Source organism: Solibacillus sp. FSL R7-0682 (assembly GCF_038005985.1).
GTDB lineage: Bacteria > Bacillota > Bacilli > Bacillales_A > Planococcaceae > Solibacillus.
In genome coordinates this window covers 2174429-2193097 of the sequence record NZ_JBBOUI010000001.1, presented here as the reverse complement: position 1 = coordinate 2193097, position 18669 = coordinate 2174429, and the positions used below count along the sequence as shown (strand labels likewise).

Below are 18669 nucleotides of genomic sequence, written 5' to 3'. Positions count from 1 at the left end.
GATTGTATGTTTACATTGTCAATTTTAGATCAAAGTCCAATATTATCTGGAGATACAGCACAAGATGCCTTAAATCGAACAATTGAACTGGCACAAGTTGCAGAACGTTTAGGCTTCAAGCGTTTTTGGGTATCAGAGCACCACCAATCGAAAGAGGTCGCAGGCTCATCACCGGAAGTACTTGTTTCTCACATTTTAGCAAAGACCGAAAAAATCATCGTTGGCTCTGGTGGTGTGATGTTAACCCATTATAGTCCATACAAGGTAGCGGAAAACTTTCATGTCTTAGCAAATTTAGCACCAGGACGCGTGGATTTAGGCATTGGAAAGGCACCAGGTGGCTTACCCCAATCGACTAAAGCTTTACAATATAATGGTTTGAGTAATCCGGAAGATTTTAATGATCGTCTTAAGCAACTTATTCGCTATATAAATAAGCAGGATGAACTGTCTGTAGAACCAGCTACACGTATTGCACCCGAAGTCATTTTACTAGGAGGCAGTGTAAGCAGTGCTAAATTTGCTGCTGAGCAAAAAATACCTTACGTTTTTGCTCAATTCATTAATGGCAATGAAGAACAGTTAATAGAAGCGGCAAAATTGTATAAAGCGATTTATCCAACAGGAATTTTTATGGTTGGTGCGGCAGTAATTGCAGCAGCAACTGAAGATGAGGCTGAAAGATTAGCAAAAGATACGGATTTATACCGTGTCTATCTAGAGACAGGTGAAAAATTTACATTAACCAATTTTGAGAGTGCAGAGCGATTTGGAAAAGAATCCGGCAAAACCTATCGAGTGGAGCGTGTACCTTCTCCAGCCATTTACGGTACGATTGATAAAATTGAAAAGCATTTTACGTTGTTTCAAAACTACGGGGTTGATGAAATTATTGTTCATAATCCAGTACTAGAGAAAGAAGCCCGTTTAACATCTATTGAGCTCATCAGTCAATTAAACGCTGTTACTCAATCATAATTTGGAGGAAATTTATTATGAAAATCACAAAAAAAACATTCATCTCATCATTATTACTTTCGAGTGCTTTATTACTTGCAGCGTGTGGAAATGATGAGGAGGCAAGTTCAAAAAATCAGGAAGAAGGCGTTCAAGAAATTATTATCGGAACAGGCAATCAAATGCTAAATATCGCCTATATCGATGAAAATGAAAAGTTGACAGGCTATGACGTAGAGCTTTTAAAGAAAATTGATGAAAAGCTTGAGGATGTTTCATTTACATTTGAAGCAATGGATTTTACGAACTTATTATTAAGTCTTGAAACAGGAAAAATCGATATGGTTGCACATAATATGGCGAAGAATAAAGAACGTGAAGAGAAGTTTTTATTTAATGCACAGCCATATAATGCTATTCCGACACATGTTGTTGTACATGAAGACAATCAAGACATTCAATCGATTGATGACTTGCAAGATAAAACGGTTGGATTAGTCCCAACTAGTAATGCCGCGCTATTTTTTGAGAAATATAAAGAAGATCATGGTTTAAATACTGAAATCTCCTATATTTCGTCAACACCGGACTTAACAAACCAACTAAAAACAGGACGAATTGATGCAATTTTCAGCTTCCCATTCTCTGTAAAAGCGAATAATGCGCAGTCAAATGCAGAGCAAAAAATTGTAGGAGAAGAATTATTATTTACAGATATTTTCTTCTTATTTAGTAAATCAGATACAGAACTAGCTGCAAAAGTTGATGGAGCAATTAAAGAACTGATTGAAGACGGAACAGTTTCAGAACTATTGTTACAATGGTTTGAAGCGGATTACTCAGATCAATTGTTAAAATAAAAGGGGGAATTATAGCATGATTGATATAAGCTACGTAGTGGAATTCCTCCCGAAGCTAATCAGCTATTTACCTATTACATTAGAAATATTCTTTCTGTCTTTAGTTTTAGGCTTACTACTAGGTATTTTAATCGCAATACCGCGGCTCTACAATATACCGGTATTGAAATCGATTGCGACAATATATGTTTCCTTTATTCGAGGGACACCTATTTTAATTCAATTATTTCTTATTTTTTATGGTTTACCAGCGATTGTAATCCTCTTTGGTGTTGATCTTTCAAGGATGGATGCGTTTATATTTGTCATTATTACGTACACGCTCCATAATGGTGGACAATTTGCTGAGATTTTCCGCGCCGCGGTTAAATCTGTCGATTATGGTCAAACAGAGGCTGCACAAGCAATTGGCATGTCATCTATGCAAATCTTTATTCGTATTGTTTTTCCACAAGCGTTCCGCATTGCATTGCCGAATATTGGGAATGCGGCGGTGAGTTCGTTAAAGGATACATCTCTCGCATTTTCAATTGGTGTGATGGATATGATGGGACGTGGCGATACATTAATTGCTGCAACGATGAAAGTATTTGAAGTGTATATCGGCTTAGCCATAATTTATTACGTTATTGTTTTAATTATTGAAAGATTATTTAATTGGTTTGAGAAATACTTTAATCGTCATTTGCGCTTAGCATCAACAGGAGGTTAAAACATGACTATCGATCTTAACTTTATTTGGACAGCATTTAAAAGCATTCTTCCTGCTCTGCCGATGACGATGTTCATTACATTTATTCCTCTTTTTGCGGGTGCAGTTATTGGCATTGCAGTTGCATTCATTCGTCTAAGTGATTGGAAAATTATTAAGGGAATTGTTAATGTTTATGTTTCTTTTTACCGCGGAACGCCCGTTGTACTACATATCTTTTTAATTTATTTTGGCTTACCCATTATTGCAGAGGAAAGCTTAGGGATTTCATTACACGGTTGGCCAATCGTCATTTTTGTTTGTATTGCCTTAACGCTAAATGCCGGTGCGTTTTTATCAGAAATCATTCGTTCAGGCATATTAAGTGTATCGGTACAGCAATCAGAAGCAGCGATTTCTCTTGGGATGACAACAACACAAGTTTACAGGCGAATTATTTTACCACAAGCTTTTGTAACGATTGTGCCAAATTTAACGAATATGGTGATTGCGTTTTTACATGCTTCCTCCATTGCCTTTTTAGTGTCAGTAAAAGAGTTAACTGGTACAGCAAATATTATTGCTTCAAGTAATTTGAAATATTTAGAAGCGTTTATTGCACTGGGTATTATTTACTGGCTTGTTACAATTCTATTTGAGTTAGTAGGACACCAAATTGAAAAGAAATTAAGTGCTCACCTCCGCCAAGGGGTTGTGCAATGAGAAGGAGTGGAAATATGAGTCAAGCAACTGTTGTCGTTTGGTCAAAATCTGGCTGTTCGTATTGCCAAGAAGTGAAAGGTTTTTTAGAAGAAAATCAAATTTCGTATAAAGAAGTCGATGTGACGAGTCATGATGATCGACGAGATATATTAGAGCTCAAATACGATGTCCGTTACGTACCAGTTGTAGAAATTGGGCAAGAAGGCAACTATACAGGGGTTACACAATTAGGACTTGAAGCATTAAAAGTAGCATTAGAAAAACAAGGGATACTATAAATAAGCGAGGGATAACTATAGCACGCTATCCCTCGCTTATTTTTTATTGATTCTTTCTACGCTTTTTTTTGACGAAATAGTTGCCTAAATAATTTAAAAGCTGGTTAATGACAAGGAGAATAGATATAACTAGACCAACAATTGTTAATATAAAAGCAATCCATTCAAATAACGTAAAGCTAAAAATACTTGACCAATCCATTGGCTCACCTAGTAAATCGATTACTAAATTCATTCCGTATATACCTGAAATCATCGTGAATACAGTAAGTAGGAAAATTAATTCATTTAGACGATCATTTGAGCGATCTTCTTGGATGCGATACAACTCATCTAACGTTTCTTTAATATCTCGATATTGCTCCTCAATACAAAAAACTTTTCTAAAAAAATGAGCAATTTCTTTACCGCCCGTCCGAACAGATACTTCAGAAAAATAATAACGAGAAGCAAACTTTGTAATTTGTTCAATTAAATCTTCGATAATATGTTTGTCCTTTGAAAATCGTAACTCACTATGCTCAAAGGCCAATTTAAGGAGCATTAGCTTATAAAAATAATAAATGAGCGTTGTGTAATAGGATGTTGTATGAAATAGCGATACGTACTTTTCGGCTTGGTTATGCGGATAGGTGGTGAGTTGTATATGTCCTTGCAACGTTGTCATACTATAAAAATTTGGTGCCCATCGATTATAACAATGTTCTTCAACAAATTTTTTAATATATTGTTCATTCGTACTTGAAATATAAGGCTCGCCATCTTTATCTCTACCATTTAATTGTCCCGCGCGGTATAACATTTTATCATCAATATTTGTATCTTCCTCTAAATGAATTAATGCACTTACATACATCCGTTCATCCTCAAAATATGGCATTTTCTTAATAGTTTGGTCTATGTGGGAGTAGTCAACAAAAAACGATTCTAAAAAGGGAGCTAATGTTTTAAATACTAGTTCCTCTGTATGTTTGTATTCTAATTGCTCCAAACGTATTTTTGCTCCGAGCTCTTCTTCCATTTTCGGATGTAATACACGAAAATAATGGGCAAAGGAGAGGGCACTTGTCATATCACAAATCCCTTTCAGCTGAACTCGGATAGCTAATATCCCAATACCAAAAGGACAAAGGTTGATATCAACACTTGGAATGCTAAAGGACATGTTTTCAAAAACTGTCGTCATTTCTCCTTCAAGATCAAATTGTTTTGTGAAGCGATTAAAGTTTACGAGAGAAATGTCATCGTTTAATATTTTTTCCTCTATAAAAGGATAATAATATTGCTTAAGCAATTCATAGGATACGTTTACATCCGGTCCGTAAAACTTTTCGTGAAATTGTTGTTGTTCAACTTGAAAGTGATAATAATCATTTTCTTTTAGTACTCGCAGGAATTTTTTAAAATGATGCTTTCTATAATTAAACGGGTAATAAAATATAAATTGACTTTGCGTCGCCTCCAACAAACACACCTCCTATAAAATTATTCCCGAATTTTCGTGAAAACTAACCTAGTAGATTCATTTTTAAATGCTCTCTCAGACGAATCGAGGTGGGGCATTACCCACAAACATTCATTTCACTTCGTCTGAGTGCGAAATTACAATATAGAAACATACGTTCGTTTATTTGTTCAATAATAACCGTTTTTCTGTATGAAAGACCCTGATTTTCAATAAATGTTCCCAAATATGAATTTGGGAACATTTTTTATGCTATAATTACGCTAGGAGTTGATCAAATGGCGCAAATTAAGTTACCAAAATTTTTGCGAGATTTTTTAATATATTTAACGACAATTACAGGGAAATCACCTCGTACTCGAAAAGAATATGAATATGACTTAATTTTGTTTTTACGGTTTCTGCGCGCGGTGGAAGAGGATATTCCATTATCAAATATACATATGATTGAAATTAGTGAACTTACGATAGATACGATTAAAGAAATAACATTAGAGGATTTATATTTATTTATGGAGTATTGTGAAGTGCAGCGCAGTAATTCGGCTGCAACGCGTGCGCGAAAGGTAGCAACATTAAAAGCCTTCTTTAAATATTTAAAAGGGAAGCGACGTTTAATAGAAGATAATCCAGCAGAACAATTAGAATCTCCGAAAATCGGGAAACGGCAACCAATCTATTTAAATATGGAGGAAGCGCAAGAGTTTATTGGCGCTATTGATGCGCAACATTATAGTAGTCGGGATTTTTGTATGATGGTTTTTTTCTTAAATTTAGGAATTCGTGTTTCTGAATTATGTTCACTTAATTTAGATTCCATTCAAGGAAGAAAAATAACCGTAATCGGAAAAGGAGATAAAGAACGGCAAGTTTACTTAAATGATGCGTGTGTTAATGCATTAGAAAAGTATATGATCGATCGCCGTGATTATAAAGGTGAAGGGCCACAGCCATTGTTCGTATCACAAAAAGGAACGCGATTTGCTCGACAATCCATCGCGAAAATCGTGAAGCAAATTAATGCGAATTGTCATGCGCCCAAAGAAAAATTAACCCCACATAAATTAAGACATACTTCTGCGACAATGATGTATAAAGCAGGCGCGGACATACGAAGCTTACAACATATTTTAGGGCACTCAAGTGTGGCAACGACTCAAATTTATACTCATATCGAAGATGAACAATTGCAAGAAGTTATTCAAAATAATCCATTTAACAAGTTTACATAATATTATTACGTAAACTTTTTTAGTGTAAGAAATTTCAGAAATGAATTGACATGATACACCATCTGTTATATATTTAAAACACAAAAATAAAACTGTTATAGAACAATGAAGGGGATGTATAAAATGAAAGCAAATCGTCAAGCATATGAAGTGTACGTGAAAAAGTGTGAACAATTCGGATTAGAACCGGTAAATTTTCGATATTTTATTATTCAATTATCTGAACAACAAATAAATGCCTATTATGAGCAAGCAATATTAGAAGGGATACATTAATATGACAGATTATCGTGATGCCTATGAATATTATAAGGATGCGTGCAAAAAACATGATCTTGAGCCAGTAAACATTCATTATTTTATTTTAAACTTATCTCAAGAACAGCTATTCGCTTACAATAACTATATAAACGAGAAAAGAGGGAATTATGAAAAATCAAATTAATGAAACAAATTAAGACAATCGACCTATTTTGTGAGGGCGATTGTCTTTTTTGTTTTTCGCTACTTCCCAATAGACCTAAAAAATACTTTACTTTTCAGTTCAGACGGATTAGCATATATTATTGTGTAATAATCCCTATGTTGTTTTCATTTTTAAACAATAAGTAGTGAATTTTGATTACATATAAAAAAGAAGAGGTAGGCGTTACTAGTGGGAAAAATAATGAATAAATCTACTATTATGTTATTAAACACGGCTTTTGTTGTTTTACTTTCGTTGTTTATACATTTATTACACAGGCAATTTCATTTTTTAGATAGCTATTTACATATCCAGGGCATTACTAATGTAGCAGGCTCGATGAATGTATTACTAAATATTTTTACAATCCTTCCTATTGTATTAATGGCTGCGACATTTTGGCTATACAAAAAGAAGCATCCGTCACAACAACTTTTCATGACGATTACGTTAACCTTTGGAAGCATTTCAATTATTGCAGGTGGAAATGGTTTAACAGAATATCACTTTTCAATATTTATGGTCCTTGCGATGATAGCGAACTTTCAAAAAGTCCGATACATAATTATTAGTACAGTAATATTTGCTGTCCACCACTTATCAGGCTACTTTTTCTTTCCACAGCTCATTTGCGGTACAGAGGACTACAGCTTTTCATTATTAATGATTCACGCAATATTCCTTATTATGACGGCATTTTCAACAAGTATTTTAATTGTGCATAATCAAAAAACAGAAATGAATTTAGCGAACGAAACCGCACTTGCAGAACGTCAGTTACAACAACTATTTAGTGAAATTAATGAGGAAAGTGTTAATTTAACCGCGTTATCGGCCCAAATTGCAACGGAATCGTCTGCATCGGCTAAGTCAAGTCTGGACATTACAAATGCTTTATTTACGTTTGAAGAAAATGCAAAAAATGAAGCCCAATCATTACAACAAAGTATCCTTGAAAACGAAGAAAGTATTACGCAGTTGTCAATCATTCACGAAAAAACGGAAAATGTTACGGATCAGGCAAAACGAAGCTTACTTCAAGCAGCAGAAGGCAAAGAAACAATTCGTGTCGTTTCGAGTCAAATGGGTATTATTACAGAAACAATAACTTCAATTAAACACCTGATTGAACTGCTTCATTCGCAGTCGCAAGACATCTCTAACTCATTAACGGTCGTTCATAAAATTTCGGAGCAAACGAAGCTGTTAGCATTAAATGCATCGATTGAAGCCGCACGTGCAGGAGAAGCTGGAAAAGGGTTTTCCGTAGTAGCGAGTGAAATAAGAAAGTTAGCGACAGATACGCAGCAATCCGTCTCTAAAATGGATGTGGTGTTAGAAGGTATTCAGCAGCAAGTTACTACAGTCGCATATAAAATGCAAGACGGGATGGAAGAAATTCATAAGGGAAATACAATCATAGAAAAAAGTGAACTGGCGTTTGAATCTATTTTTGAAACAATTTCTACATTAGAACACAACATTAATCAAATATCACATGCCACGCATGATATTGTTCGAAAAACAGATCGTTCTGTTTCCTTATTTAGTGACATTGCCACAATGAACCAACATTCTGTAACTAGTGTAGGGGTAATAACTGCATCAGCAAAGCAACAACATCAAGCTACTAAAAGTTTAGAGCAAGTCGTTATCGAATTAAATAACGTAACGAACAATATGAAAAAATTAACGGATCTAATAAATTCATAATATAAGTTATTAATAGAATAAGAATAGGGAATAAAAGACTTACCTCAAAAGTTACTTTTGGGGTATGTTTTTTTATGTTATAAGGTATTTTTTACTATTGAAATATTATGATTTTGTGAATTTTTTTCTCGAATTATCCATTTTATTGAGCTAAATTGCATAAAAAGTTGGATAATAAAGTTATTTAGTTTTATAATTTTAAAGATAAAGGATATTCTGTTTATACTTATTATTAAAGGAATGGGGAGATACTAATGCAGGAGGTAATCGATTCAAACGTCCTTGAATCAATGGATTTTACATATGAACAATTAGTTGATTTAAAGGCTGCTCTTGATAAAACTTCAATTGTTGCTGTAACCGATCGAACTGGGAAGATTTTAAAAGTGAATGACCAATTTTGTGAGATTTCTAAGTATTCGAAGGAAGAATTAATTGGACAAGATCATCGAATTTTAAATTCCGGGTTCCATCCGAAATCCTTTTTCAAAGAAATGTGGCGTACTATCGGTAGTGGGGAAACATGGCAAGGAGAAGTTTGTAACCGCGCAAAAGATGGTTCCTTATATTGGGTGAAAACAACAATCGTTCCTTTTTTAGATGATACTCATAAGCCTCAACAGTATATTTCAATACGAACAGATATCACGGCACAAAAGAATATTAAAAAAATTGCCCATATCGCTTACCATGATGATTTAACGGGGCTTCCTAATCGTCGTAGCTTAACAAGACGCATTGAAAGTGAAATAGAAAATTGTCGTCGTAGTCAAAAAGAGTTTGCGCTTTTTTTCTTTGATGTTAATCGTTTTAAAAATATAAATGATAGTTTAGGTCATAAAATTGGCGACTTATTTTTAAAGGAATTAGCCAATCGCTTAAAACAAATTGATATTCAGACGAATTCTTTTTACCGCCTTAATGGGGATGAGTTTGTCTATGTATTAGAGGATGTAAAGCTCATTTATGAAATGGCCGACAAAATATTAGAAGTGTTTAAAGAAAGCTTTATTTTTGAAAAGTATGAGTTTTATGCAAGTGTTAGCCTAGGCGTTAGTATTTACCCAGAACATGGTGAAAGCATTACGAAGCTACTAAAAACAGCTGACATAGCTATGTACGTTGCAAAAGCGAAAAAAGGCAATAGTTTTAGTATTTATAAGAAAAAAATGCGCGGAACCAATGATCGATTTTTACTTCTTGAAACTAAATTACATAAAGCATTAAGAGAAAACACATTAGACCTACATTTCCAGCCAAAGTATAAATTACAAACAGGGGAGCTTGCGGGTGTAGAAGCTTTCATTCGCTGGACCGATGAAGAGCTTGGTCAAATGAAGCCAGAGCAATTTATTCCATTTGCGTCACAATGTGGTCTTATTCAGGACATTGATCAATGGGTCATTATAAATGCAGCCAAAAGAATGGTCGCTTTACAAGCAATCGTTCCCGCAGATTTTAAAATGGCTGTGAATGTTTCTGTAGATTCTATTAAGGAAGCAGATTTTATTGCAAGTTTAACAGCAATTCTTACTTCAACAAAATTAAATCCAAAACAACTGGAAATTGAGATTTCTGAGTTAAGTATGCTAGATACAGATAGTCAATTAATCGAAAAACTTCACCAAATCCATGCATTAGATATTACAATTTCCATTGATGACTTTGGGATGGGGTATTCTTCGTTAAATTATTTACGTGAGATTCCAATCTCGTCATTAAAGATCGATAATGCATTTACGCAGCATTTAAATTTAGTACCTGCGAACGCAAAAATGATTGCTGCAATCGTGTCATTAGCGAATGCCCTTAATCTGCAGGTTGTTGCTGAAAAGGTAGAAAACGGAGAAGATTTAGCCATTTTAAAAGAGTTGAAATGTGCGTATGTTCAAGGAGTTTACTTAAATGAACCATTGACTTTTGAAGCGCTTGTAAGTTACTTAAAATCAATATAATGAAAAAAGGTGTTATTGAAAGTTTTTCGCTTTCAGTAACACCCTTTTTTAATCAATTAAATAGCTTTCTATACGGTCGAAATCTTTTTCGTCTATGCAATCCATATATTTATATAACAAATCGATATCAACTTTCATTTGATCTTTATGTGTTAAATAAAATTGCTCTGTTAAATGACAAATAATAAGAGGTACTGGCTTTTGATGATCGAATCGATTAAAATGCTTCGCTAAAAAAGAAGTATCTAATTCAATAAATGTATTTAAGCCAAGTGCAGTGAAGTCAATATACTTCAAATGCGCGGATAAAAAGGATTCAGTAAGCATTTCATTATATTGACAAACAATAGACCAATCTAATTCATTGCGATAACGATTTATCCAATGTAATTCAGCATTGGCAGCAAATAATTGTTGCTGGTCCTTATTATACGTGGCGAATTTCTTATCCATTTCCGCGTTTGTAGGTCGCTTATCGCCATACCTATCGTATTTTTGACTCGTTAATGAAGGAATACCTTTAACTAAATGTTCACTACCTGGCCATTTATTTAATCCACGGTCATATTCAAAAAAATGAAGATCCATTTCGATCTGTTCGTCACTTTCTGGCAAATAGGTAATATAAAAGGAACTATAAAATGCATCACTTTCTATAAAGTCTTCTAATTGATCGCTAAAGTCGCTGTGAATCGGTTTTTTTGTAAACTGTAGCTGATGAATCATATAGCGTTTAAAAGACGTTGACAGGCGTGCTAGTACGCTTTTATTGTATTGTAGCGCATAAAAGTCAACTTCCTGTAAATGATCGATTAAAAATTGCTCTGATAGTAATGGATTGCTATAGCATACATATCCAAATGGAAGATAATCGAAATAGTGCTCAAGTTTAGTCGGATGTTCCTTTACAGCTGCTGTACACCATTCCTTATATTCCTTTAAAAAGGCGCGGTCATAGTGGTGGTCTTCGTTAGTAAAAACTTCACTTGGCGCTTCAAATTGAGTAAAGCATGAAAACGTATTGAAATGCTGTACATTAAAGTTTTCAGGGATGGCGATTTGCTGTAAGGATTGTTTTATATGAAATATTTTTTTAGGCTTTGTAGTAACAAAGCTATAAGTACCAATTGCACCGCGTTCTTCTAATAAAATATAGGCAAGCTCCTGGCGCTGATCTCGTGTAAGTTTACATTCTTTAGGGAACTTTACCGCAGCAAAATACTGAGATTGTGCCATATCATAATAAAATTTATAGTCGCCTTCCTCTGTAAATGGTTCATCAGTTTCGTTTTTTTGCCAATAGAGAAGGGCACCGTAAACAGGCGCATAGTTAGAAAACGTTATGTTCGCGATTGAAAAAATATTATGTGAAAGTGAATCATCATAAACGACTTTTAGAAAATCAATATTTTTAATTTTTAACATAAAACACCTCCGGGTACTTGTATTATAAACGTTTCTTTACTTTCTCGCACAAATTGAAAACATTTTTTATGAAATAGGTTTAAAAATTTTTTACGGAGGTAATATATCTATAGTAAAGTTACAATCAGTCAATAGTTTTAAAAAGTATTATTGGATTTCTATTAGCTTCGTTGTATGCGTTTTAAAATTAATATAGAAAGGTAAAACTCTCTTAAAAAATTTAAAAGCAAAATGCTTTAACGAAGATTCTTGAACGATACCTGTTGATTAAAGAACAACGAAATGTATACACGAACAAAGTATATCCACCCTGAAATTGAAGCTCAAGCGTCTGTGGGAAATAAACTATGTCACGCGTCACTACAAATAAATAGGCAACATGGTTGTAACTTTACTGTAATAAGAAAGACACACGTTACTTACACTAACGTGTGTCTTTCTCCTGTATACTAATAATATTGAAATAAAGATAGGAGTGACTCATATGTGGAAGTTGAATAACGGAAAGCTTATCCAAACTACGGATAATTCACGTGTTCGCTATAAAACTCGAATTAGCGCGGCTTTAATTGAACAGTTAAAAGAATTAGCAGCTCAGCATGATACACATATTGGGTATTTGCTAGAAAACGGCTATAACAATTTGCTGCAACAAGGAACGATTACATATAACAAGAAAAGTCGCCCAAATGATCGTAGCGAGTTTAGAACAACTTGTGATGAAGAGCTTTTACAAGCAATAAGAGACTTTGCCAAGCAACATGAGTTAAATTTAAATGATGTAATCGAAGCAAGTACGGCATTCATAAATCCCGCTGAAGTAAAGCATGCGAACTGGAGATATCGCGTGGAAATATAGTGTGGTACACATCGAAAAAGAGGCTGGGACAGAAGTGGAAATTTCTCTATTTACGGTAAAGTACAGTATTAAAAAAAATTGGATACTTAACAAATTGGTTGTAGTGGAGGGGCGACTCCTGGGGGAATAGCGTGGCGCCTGAGATTACAGGCCTAGGCCACGCCCCCGGAAAGCGTCCCGCAACGAAAACCAATTACAAAAAAACATCATTTTCTCACTCGAGAAAATGATGTTTTTGTTTTACTCACAATTTATTTGATTTCAATTTTTTACAAAAGAACTTAATTGCAAAACTGAAAATTACTTTCTCTTTTATTTACCAATATTGTAAAATTATAAAGGGAATGCGATGATGGAGTATATTAGGCATTTTTCATAATGGTATGTAGTGGGATGTGTAGCTTTGGAAGTAATTCAAAACAAATTCAGGGAAAAAAGAAACGAATGGAAATGCAATAGGTTCATTGCTTATAGGGATTGTATCAATTATCGGTATATTTCTTGTAGGAAATGCTGCCGTTCTTAGTATAGCGGGTCTATTACTGGGAATCTTTGGATTAAGAGAAACATAAAAACTTAAGCAACAAGGAATGAAATTAGAGGTTATAGGCATAATTTTCAATTGTGTAGTTATTGTTAGTTTATTTTTTTAAATAAATCAACGTACTTAATGAGCATGTAGCATGATTATTTTTGGAGGTGGGACAACTATGGAGAAACCAGTAGTTAAACTTAGTAATTATGATCCACGTTGGGAAAAACAATTTGAATATGAGAAAAAAAGAATTCTTGATGCATTAGGTGATAAGGTTTTTGCAATCGAATATATAGGAAGCACATCTATAAAAGGATTACAAGCGAAACCAATAATAGATATTATTGTAGCTGTACAAAATATAGATGAAATATCGAACTTTATTCATCCTTTAAGTAAAATAGAATTTGAATATATTCCTAAACCTGAGTTTAAAGATAGAAGGTTCTTTAGAAAGGGACAATGGGGAAATGGCACCTGTCATTTACATATGTGTGAAATTAGTAGCAGTGAATGGATTGATAAAGTATTATTTCGTGATTATCTTCGGTTACATCCTGAAGTTGCCGAACAATATGCCTCATTAAAAAAAGAGCTTTCTTCTAAATATTTGTTCGATAGACCGACGTATACAAAGAATAAAGAGCCGTTTATAAAATCAATTATTGAAAAAGCTAGAATGGAATTACATAGTAAATAACGTAGCATGGATCCTCAAGTTTTGAAGTTTTACATAGAGTAAAAAGATTGGCCAATATGCTAATCTTTTTTAATTTAAAGCATTTAAAGCAGCAGAGTAATTTTTCAACAATTTAACTAACTAATCAATAGAAAAGATATCAATATTTTAAGCAGCTTAGAATGCATGAATTAAAAACATGTTTGCATTTTACTAAATGAAAATTGTTAAAGAAAGAGCAGAAGCAACTTAGCGGTCTTAATATAATTCCATTTTAGGGACACCGTCATAATATATATTATAGGAAGTTGCGTATCGTTTCATAAGTATACTTATAATAGTGAGACGAAACGTGAAATTTGATCAAAATGAATAAAAGCTGGATTATGTTCAAAATGAACTCATTCCAGCTTGTTAAAAATTCAATTAAATCCTTACTTATAATATGCTTTTTATTGATAGTTGCTCATTCAGTACCTAATTTACTATGTAACTTTGACCAATAATATAATTGCTGTTCATTTATTTGAATTCAATAGCAACTTTAAAATCAACATATCTTAACAAGATATTTCAACTCATTTAAGCTTATGTTAGAACAAAAATTCTTTTTGTTAAACGAGTAATTGATACTAAATTTGCAGCCAATTCCCTTATTTTAATCCTTTCAAGATCCTCATGACATTACAACTAACAAATCTACAAAAAGCGTGAACAATTGTGCATCTTTTCACAAGCTATCTGTTTATTGTTTTAGCTCCTTTAAAAAGTAAGCAAGCCACTTATCTTGAGGAGAAACGATTGGTGGTAAATTTTCTAATGGTGCCCAAAATAAATTAAATGTATGTTGATCGGTTTCAATCGCCCACTCATTCAATTTACTGTTTGCTTGTAAATGATAAAAATGTCTCATCACTTTTGATGCCAGATTGGCTTCTTCTACCCAACCGGTTATTTGATAAGATATATAATTCGGATTTGGGTATTGATCTCCTTCAATATAAGAAACTTGGACGAATTTCTTATGTTTTCGTTCGTGTAGCACAGTAATTCCCCGTCTAATTTCTGCCCATTGGAAGCTTGAAACATCTGGTTTTGAATATATTTTTGCCGGTTTTTAGAGAATATATTTCCCGTCAAAAAGCTGTTCTTGACTACCAATGAGTGTACAGGAATGATATTCTTCAATACCTGTTTCTTCAATTGCTTCTCTAATAGCAGCATGCTTAAAGTCCTCGTCGAGTTCTACTGTGCCTGCTGGAATTTGGATTCCGGCATTAGGATGTTGTATTAGTAAAAGCTGTAGTTTATCATCAATTTTACGTGTTATAAAGCAAGTAACTTTTCCTATTACATTGGTAATCATACTTCTGATCACCAGTAATTTTCCATTAAAGAAATTGACCATTTCGGTTGCTTAATTTTCTCTTTTGGCAAGAACTCTTTCATAACAGGTTTAATATCAATAATAGGTGTACCATCGATTGCGTCTAATCCTTTTACAATTATTGCTCTTTGTTGAATCGCAACAAGTTCCACAATCGTTACGCCTAATTTATTTGGTCTATTTTTGCCTCGTTGTGCAAATATGCCAACCTCAGGATATTGCTTATTATTTCGTGGATGTCTTGCTTCATATTGTATTTGATGATCTTTTACTTGATCAAAGTAAAAAATAATTTCTATGTGAGAAAATTCGTCAATTCCCTTTAAAGAAGCTTCATTGAGCTCATCACATAGCTCAATTGTTGATAAAATTGAGCCCCAATGATCATCCTCGATAGCTTTTCGCGTATTTTTTACAAATGCGATCGGCTGTATTGTATACGGCATCGTACTTCCCCCTTTTCCAACTATCAGTACTTCTTAGTTCATACGATATCATACGTCACGTGTAAAGGTAATTATTGGTTATCTATAGATAGCCATAAGCTTGTCTTATTATAGAGATGTATAAACTAAAATTAGTTACATTTTAAGCATTGTTAATAGATAGAATCGTCCCTTGCTCTTATTTGTAATCACTTTTAAGGATGGCCATAATAATTTCGTCTGAATATGTATTATCAATGTATAAAGATTGACGTAAAACGCCTTCTTTAACAAATCCAATTTTCTCATATGCTCTAATCCCACGAGTGTTATGACTGAATACCTCTAACTGCAAACGATTTAATTGAAGCTGTTCAAAAACAAACTGTAAAACAATTTTGATTGCTTCCGTTCCATCTCCTTTTCCTGTTAATGAAATGGCCGCCATCGATATTCGAAATCCTGCTTTTTTGTTGTCCTCATCAATATCCAAAATTGATAATTCTCCAATCATTTCGTCACTTTCCTTTAAACAAATAGCAAAATCATAGCGGCTTTCGTCATTATTAATATGTTCGATATGTTTTATTATTTGATCCAATGAAAAAATGCTCTTCGTCCCTGTCATATAACGGATTTCTTGATCCATTGTACTTTCTAAAATAATCGTCGCATCTAATTCACAAAGTGGCCTTAAAAAAATTCTCTCGCTTTCTAATCTCATATCAACATGCTCCTTTTTAGGTTGTTTATTGTATTGAATAGAATCAAATTATAAAGTTATGCTGCGTTGGATGGTAATATATACATTATCATCTACCATTGAAAGCTTATTTGAAAGCTTTTTTTGGAGTGATCCGAGTAGATGTTGTACTAAATGCATCGGAATTTTTAGTTGTGCAGGCTGTTTAAACGTTAGTGGTTTCCGATTGGATGTCACCTGGAGTTGAATCCCTTTCTCCATTTCAAGCGAAATTGTCAATTGTTTAACTGGCTCTGCTAATATGAATTCAATTCCTTCCGCGCTTTTAAATGCAACAAAAGTTGGATCCGTAGCTTCAAATGTTGCAAGCCAGCTTTCCCCAAACGACATCATCAAGGCGGAAGTATGCTGAATAGTATTTTCTACGATGAAAGCATTTTCTTTTACATTTGCAGAGTGTGACTTTTCAAGAGCGAATGTTTCAGTTGTTTGATTTTTATAGGTCACAATCAATTGGTCAGACATCGTGTTTATGTGATGAACAGACTCCGCTCGAACATGTTTAAGCTCATTCGTACGAAGATTAAATGTGTACAAATATCCAAGATGAGAATAGTTACTAAAATAAATACGATCATTTGCATAGGTGCAAGATTGAACCCGAATATTAAGTAAACGTTTTGTCTGCAGCTTATTAAGCTGAAGCTCGGTTAATAGCGCAGTTTTCGGATGCGGATAAATAAGTGTATCCTCTACGATACAAGCATCATAAAGTGCGTGAAATACATTAAAACGTTTGCTCGTACAAGGTGGATATAAATCAAGATCCCATTGATGATTTATTGCCATTTGCTCATCTGTACATAAAAAATACCGATAGCGAATCACATGATTTTCATAGACATGGCCAATATCATCCCACGTCACATCAATATGAAACCACTCGCCGTCAATATTGACGAGATTCCAAGCATGGCCCGCATCACCTTCCCCATCTGCCTTCCCTATCACGTAATAACAAGGGATTGCTAGCATCTCCATCATTTTTTCAAACAAGAGCGCATAAGCCATACAAACACCGCGCTTTTCCTGCATAAATGTATGTACAGCAAATGGTGAGCCTTTCGTCTGCATTTCATAAGCATACGTTCGGACGATATAATCATGCACAGCTACAACCTTTTGCAAAGTTGTCATAGAAGGCTTCGTAATTGTCTTTAACGTATGTTCAATTTCTGTAAGCATCCACTGTTCTTGATCACCATTCATCCGATAACTAAGTGTAAACTCAACCTTTACACGATTTTTGGATGTACTACGGTAACGATAACTACGATTGGCACAATGCTGTGTATAAAACGGCTTATGCAAATGACATAATTCGAATGCCTCTTCAATAAGCTCATGCACAGGCTTAGGTGTATGACCATTAATATGCAATGTAAATTGCTTATCTAAACGCTCCATATGCATTGTTAGTACCGCTTGTAACTCGTCATATGTAATGGTGGATGATTTAATGGAACCTCCACGTGCTTTAAATTCTTCATAACTTATAAAATAGCGTTTCATTTGCTTTATTCTCCTACGTACTTAAACGTTATCATCAATTTCATAATCATTTTCTTTTACATAAATTTCTACAAGCTTGCCTTCCATTGAGATTACCTTCTCTAAATGCATACCATTTTTTAATGCGATACGTTTTGAGCCTTCATTGCCTACTTGAATGGCAGACACATAACGTGCTAAATACATTTCTTCATCCGCATAAGTTTTCAGGGCATGAGCGGCCTCAAAACCATATCCTTGATGCCAACAGCTAGGCTTTATCCAATAGCCAAGTTCCATTTCAAAGGTATCATCAAAAATTTGTGCTACAAGCCCAGCATGTCCGATCACTTCCCCACTTTCTCGATGAATGAGCTTATGAAGCCCGTAATCACCAAAATTTTTATACTGTTCAAGCATCCGGTCGATTAAGTGCTCCGCATAAACAATGTCTTTCACTTGTCCATTTCCGATAAATTTCATGACATCAGGGTCTGTAACAAGTTCAAGTACAAATTGTACATCTTCTTTTGTATAACGTTCAAAACGCAAACGCTCCGTAGTAAGTTTTAGCATTTCTTTGGCTCCTTTTTAATAAATTTATGCTTTTGGTCTAAAAAAATACGGCTTTTTATAATTAAAATATCAAATTATTATCATTTTTAGATTAAAGCTTACTAATTCTTTCATTCACTACATCAATTTATTTTAACATCTTGATGGGAAGAAATATTTTAAATTGTTGAATATCAAAAAAATATTATT

At 34.0% G+C, this 18669-nt stretch carries 20 protein-coding genes; 12 read left to right on the top strand and 8 right to left on the bottom strand.

Annotated elements, in window-relative coordinates:
• Positions 1 to 6: 6 nt before the first annotated feature.
• From MKZ17_RS11205 to MKZ17_RS11185, 5 genes are read left to right on the top strand one after another with little or no spacing between them, the layout of a single operon-like run.
• Positions 7 to 978 carry an LLM class flavin-dependent oxidoreductase gene (locus MKZ17_RS11205; protein WP_340723817.1) on the top strand — a complete coding sequence of 324 codons (972 nt, stop codon included), beginning with the start codon at positions 7 to 9 and terminating at the stop codon, positions 976 to 978.
• Between the two features lie 17 nt (positions 979 to 995).
• Positions 996 to 1817 carry a transporter substrate-binding domain-containing protein gene (locus MKZ17_RS11200; protein WP_340723816.1) on the top strand — a complete coding sequence of 274 codons (822 nt, stop codon included), beginning with the start codon at positions 996 to 998 and terminating at the stop codon, positions 1815 to 1817.
• 16 nt (positions 1818 to 1833) lie between these two features.
• The gene (locus tag MKZ17_RS11195) at positions 1834 to 2529 is read left to right on the top strand and encodes an amino acid ABC transporter permease (RefSeq protein ID WP_340723815.1); all 696 of its coding nucleotides are present in this window, start codon (positions 1834 to 1836) and stop codon (positions 2527 to 2529) included.
• Positions 2530 to 2532: 3 nt separating this feature from the next.
• The gene (locus tag MKZ17_RS11190; protein ID WP_340723814.1) at positions 2533 to 3231 is read left to right on the top strand and encodes an amino acid ABC transporter permease; all 699 of its coding nucleotides are present in this window, start codon (positions 2533 to 2535) and stop codon (positions 3229 to 3231) included.
• A gap of 14 nt (positions 3232 to 3245) precedes the next feature.
• On the top strand, positions 3246 to 3509 hold the full coding sequence (locus MKZ17_RS11185; protein WP_340723813.1) for a glutaredoxin family protein: 264 nt from the start codon (positions 3246 to 3248) through the stop codon (positions 3507 to 3509).
• A gap of 43 nt (positions 3510 to 3552) precedes the next feature.
• On the opposite strand, the gene MKZ17_RS11180 is transcribed toward MKZ17_RS11185, so the two are convergent.
• Positions 3553 to 4983 (bottom strand): sugar phosphate isomerase, encoded by a 1431-nt coding sequence (locus tag MKZ17_RS11180; RefSeq protein WP_340723812.1) that lies wholly within the window; start codon positions 4981 to 4983, stop codon positions 3553 to 3555.
• 269 nt (positions 4984 to 5252) lie between these two features.
• Between MKZ17_RS11180 and MKZ17_RS11175 the strand changes: the two genes are divergently transcribed.
• The 5 genes from MKZ17_RS11175 to MKZ17_RS11155 all read left to right on the top strand — a co-directional run bounded on the left by MKZ17_RS11175 (position 5253) and on the right by MKZ17_RS11155 (position 10340).
• On the top strand, positions 5253 to 6206 hold the full coding sequence (locus MKZ17_RS11175) for a tyrosine recombinase XerC (RefSeq protein WP_340723811.1): 954 nt from the start codon (positions 5253 to 5255) through the stop codon (positions 6204 to 6206).
• 123 nt (positions 6207 to 6329) lie between these two features.
• Positions 6330 to 6482: a transcriptional regulator gene (locus MKZ17_RS11170; RefSeq protein WP_340723810.1), complete on the top strand. Its 153-nt coding sequence runs from the start codon at positions 6330 to 6332 to the stop codon at positions 6480 to 6482.
• 1 nt (position 6483) lies between these two features.
• Entirely contained in the window at positions 6484 to 6651 is a 168-nt protein-coding gene (locus MKZ17_RS11165) for a transcriptional regulator (protein WP_340723809.1), read from the top strand.
• Between the two features lie 222 nt (positions 6652 to 6873).
• The gene (locus tag MKZ17_RS11160) at positions 6874 to 8385 is read left to right on the top strand and encodes a methyl-accepting chemotaxis protein (RefSeq protein WP_340723808.1); all 1512 of its coding nucleotides are present in this window, start codon (positions 6874 to 6876) and stop codon (positions 8383 to 8385) included.
• A 254-nt stretch (positions 8386 to 8639) separates the two neighbouring features.
• Positions 8640 to 10340 carry a bifunctional diguanylate cyclase/phosphodiesterase gene (locus tag MKZ17_RS11155; protein WP_340723807.1) on the top strand — a complete coding sequence of 567 codons (1701 nt, stop codon included), beginning with the start codon at positions 8640 to 8642 and terminating at the stop codon, positions 10338 to 10340.
• A 48-nt stretch (positions 10341 to 10388) separates the two neighbouring features.
• Here the strand turns inward: MKZ17_RS11155 and MKZ17_RS11150 are convergent, their stop codons facing one another.
• Positions 10389 to 11765, bottom strand: coding sequence for a nucleoside-diphosphate sugar epimerase (locus MKZ17_RS11150; protein ID WP_340723806.1), 1377 nt, complete (start codon positions 11763 to 11765; stop codon positions 10389 to 10391).
• 484 nt (positions 11766 to 12249) lie between these two features.
• On the opposite strand from MKZ17_RS11150, the gene MKZ17_RS11145 reads away from it, so the two are divergent.
• Together MKZ17_RS11145 and MKZ17_RS11140 are read left to right on the top strand one after the other, a co-directional pair.
• On the top strand, positions 12250 to 12624 hold the full coding sequence (locus MKZ17_RS11145) for an rRNA methyltransferase (RefSeq protein WP_340723805.1): 375 nt from the start codon (positions 12250 to 12252) through the stop codon (positions 12622 to 12624).
• 710 nt (positions 12625 to 13334) lie between these two features.
• Positions 13335 to 13859 carry a GrpB family protein gene (locus tag MKZ17_RS11140; protein ID WP_340723804.1) on the top strand — a complete coding sequence of 175 codons (525 nt, stop codon included), beginning with the start codon at positions 13335 to 13337 and terminating at the stop codon, positions 13857 to 13859.
• Positions 13860 to 14583: 724 nt separating this feature from the next.
• On the opposite strand, the gene MKZ17_RS11135 is transcribed toward MKZ17_RS11140, so the two are convergent.
• The 6 genes from MKZ17_RS11135 to MKZ17_RS11110 all read right to left on the bottom strand — a co-directional run bounded on the left by MKZ17_RS11135 (position 14584) and on the right by MKZ17_RS11110 (position 18480).
• Positions 14584 to 14883 carry a hypothetical protein gene (locus MKZ17_RS11135; RefSeq protein ID WP_340723803.1) on the bottom strand — a complete coding sequence of 100 codons (300 nt, stop codon included), beginning with the start codon at positions 14881 to 14883 and terminating at the stop codon, positions 14584 to 14586.
• A 72-nt stretch (positions 14884 to 14955) separates the two neighbouring features.
• A complete protein-coding gene (locus tag MKZ17_RS11130) occupies positions 14956 to 15204 on the bottom strand; it encodes an NUDIX domain-containing protein (RefSeq protein ID WP_340723801.1) in 249 nt (82 codons plus the stop codon).
• A gap of 8 nt (positions 15205 to 15212) precedes the next feature.
• Positions 15213 to 15671, bottom strand: a complete 459-nt coding sequence (tsaA, locus tag MKZ17_RS11125; RefSeq protein WP_340723800.1) for a tRNA (N6-threonylcarbamoyladenosine(37)-N6)-methyltransferase TrmO — start codon at positions 15669 to 15671, stop codon at positions 15213 to 15215.
• Between the two features lie 178 nt (positions 15672 to 15849).
• Positions 15850 to 16374: a GNAT family N-acetyltransferase gene (locus tag MKZ17_RS11120; protein ID WP_340723799.1), complete on the bottom strand. Its 525-nt coding sequence runs from the start codon at positions 16372 to 16374 to the stop codon at positions 15850 to 15852.
• 48 nt (positions 16375 to 16422) lie between these two features.
• Positions 16423 to 17925, bottom strand: a complete 1503-nt coding sequence (locus tag MKZ17_RS11115; RefSeq protein WP_340723798.1) for a transglutaminase domain-containing protein — start codon at positions 17923 to 17925, stop codon at positions 16423 to 16425.
• A 21-nt stretch (positions 17926 to 17946) separates the two neighbouring features.
• Positions 17947 to 18480 (bottom strand): GNAT family N-acetyltransferase, encoded by a 534-nt coding sequence (locus MKZ17_RS11110; protein WP_340723797.1) that lies wholly within the window; start codon positions 18478 to 18480, stop codon positions 17947 to 17949.
• Positions 18481 to 18669 lie beyond the last annotated feature (189 nt).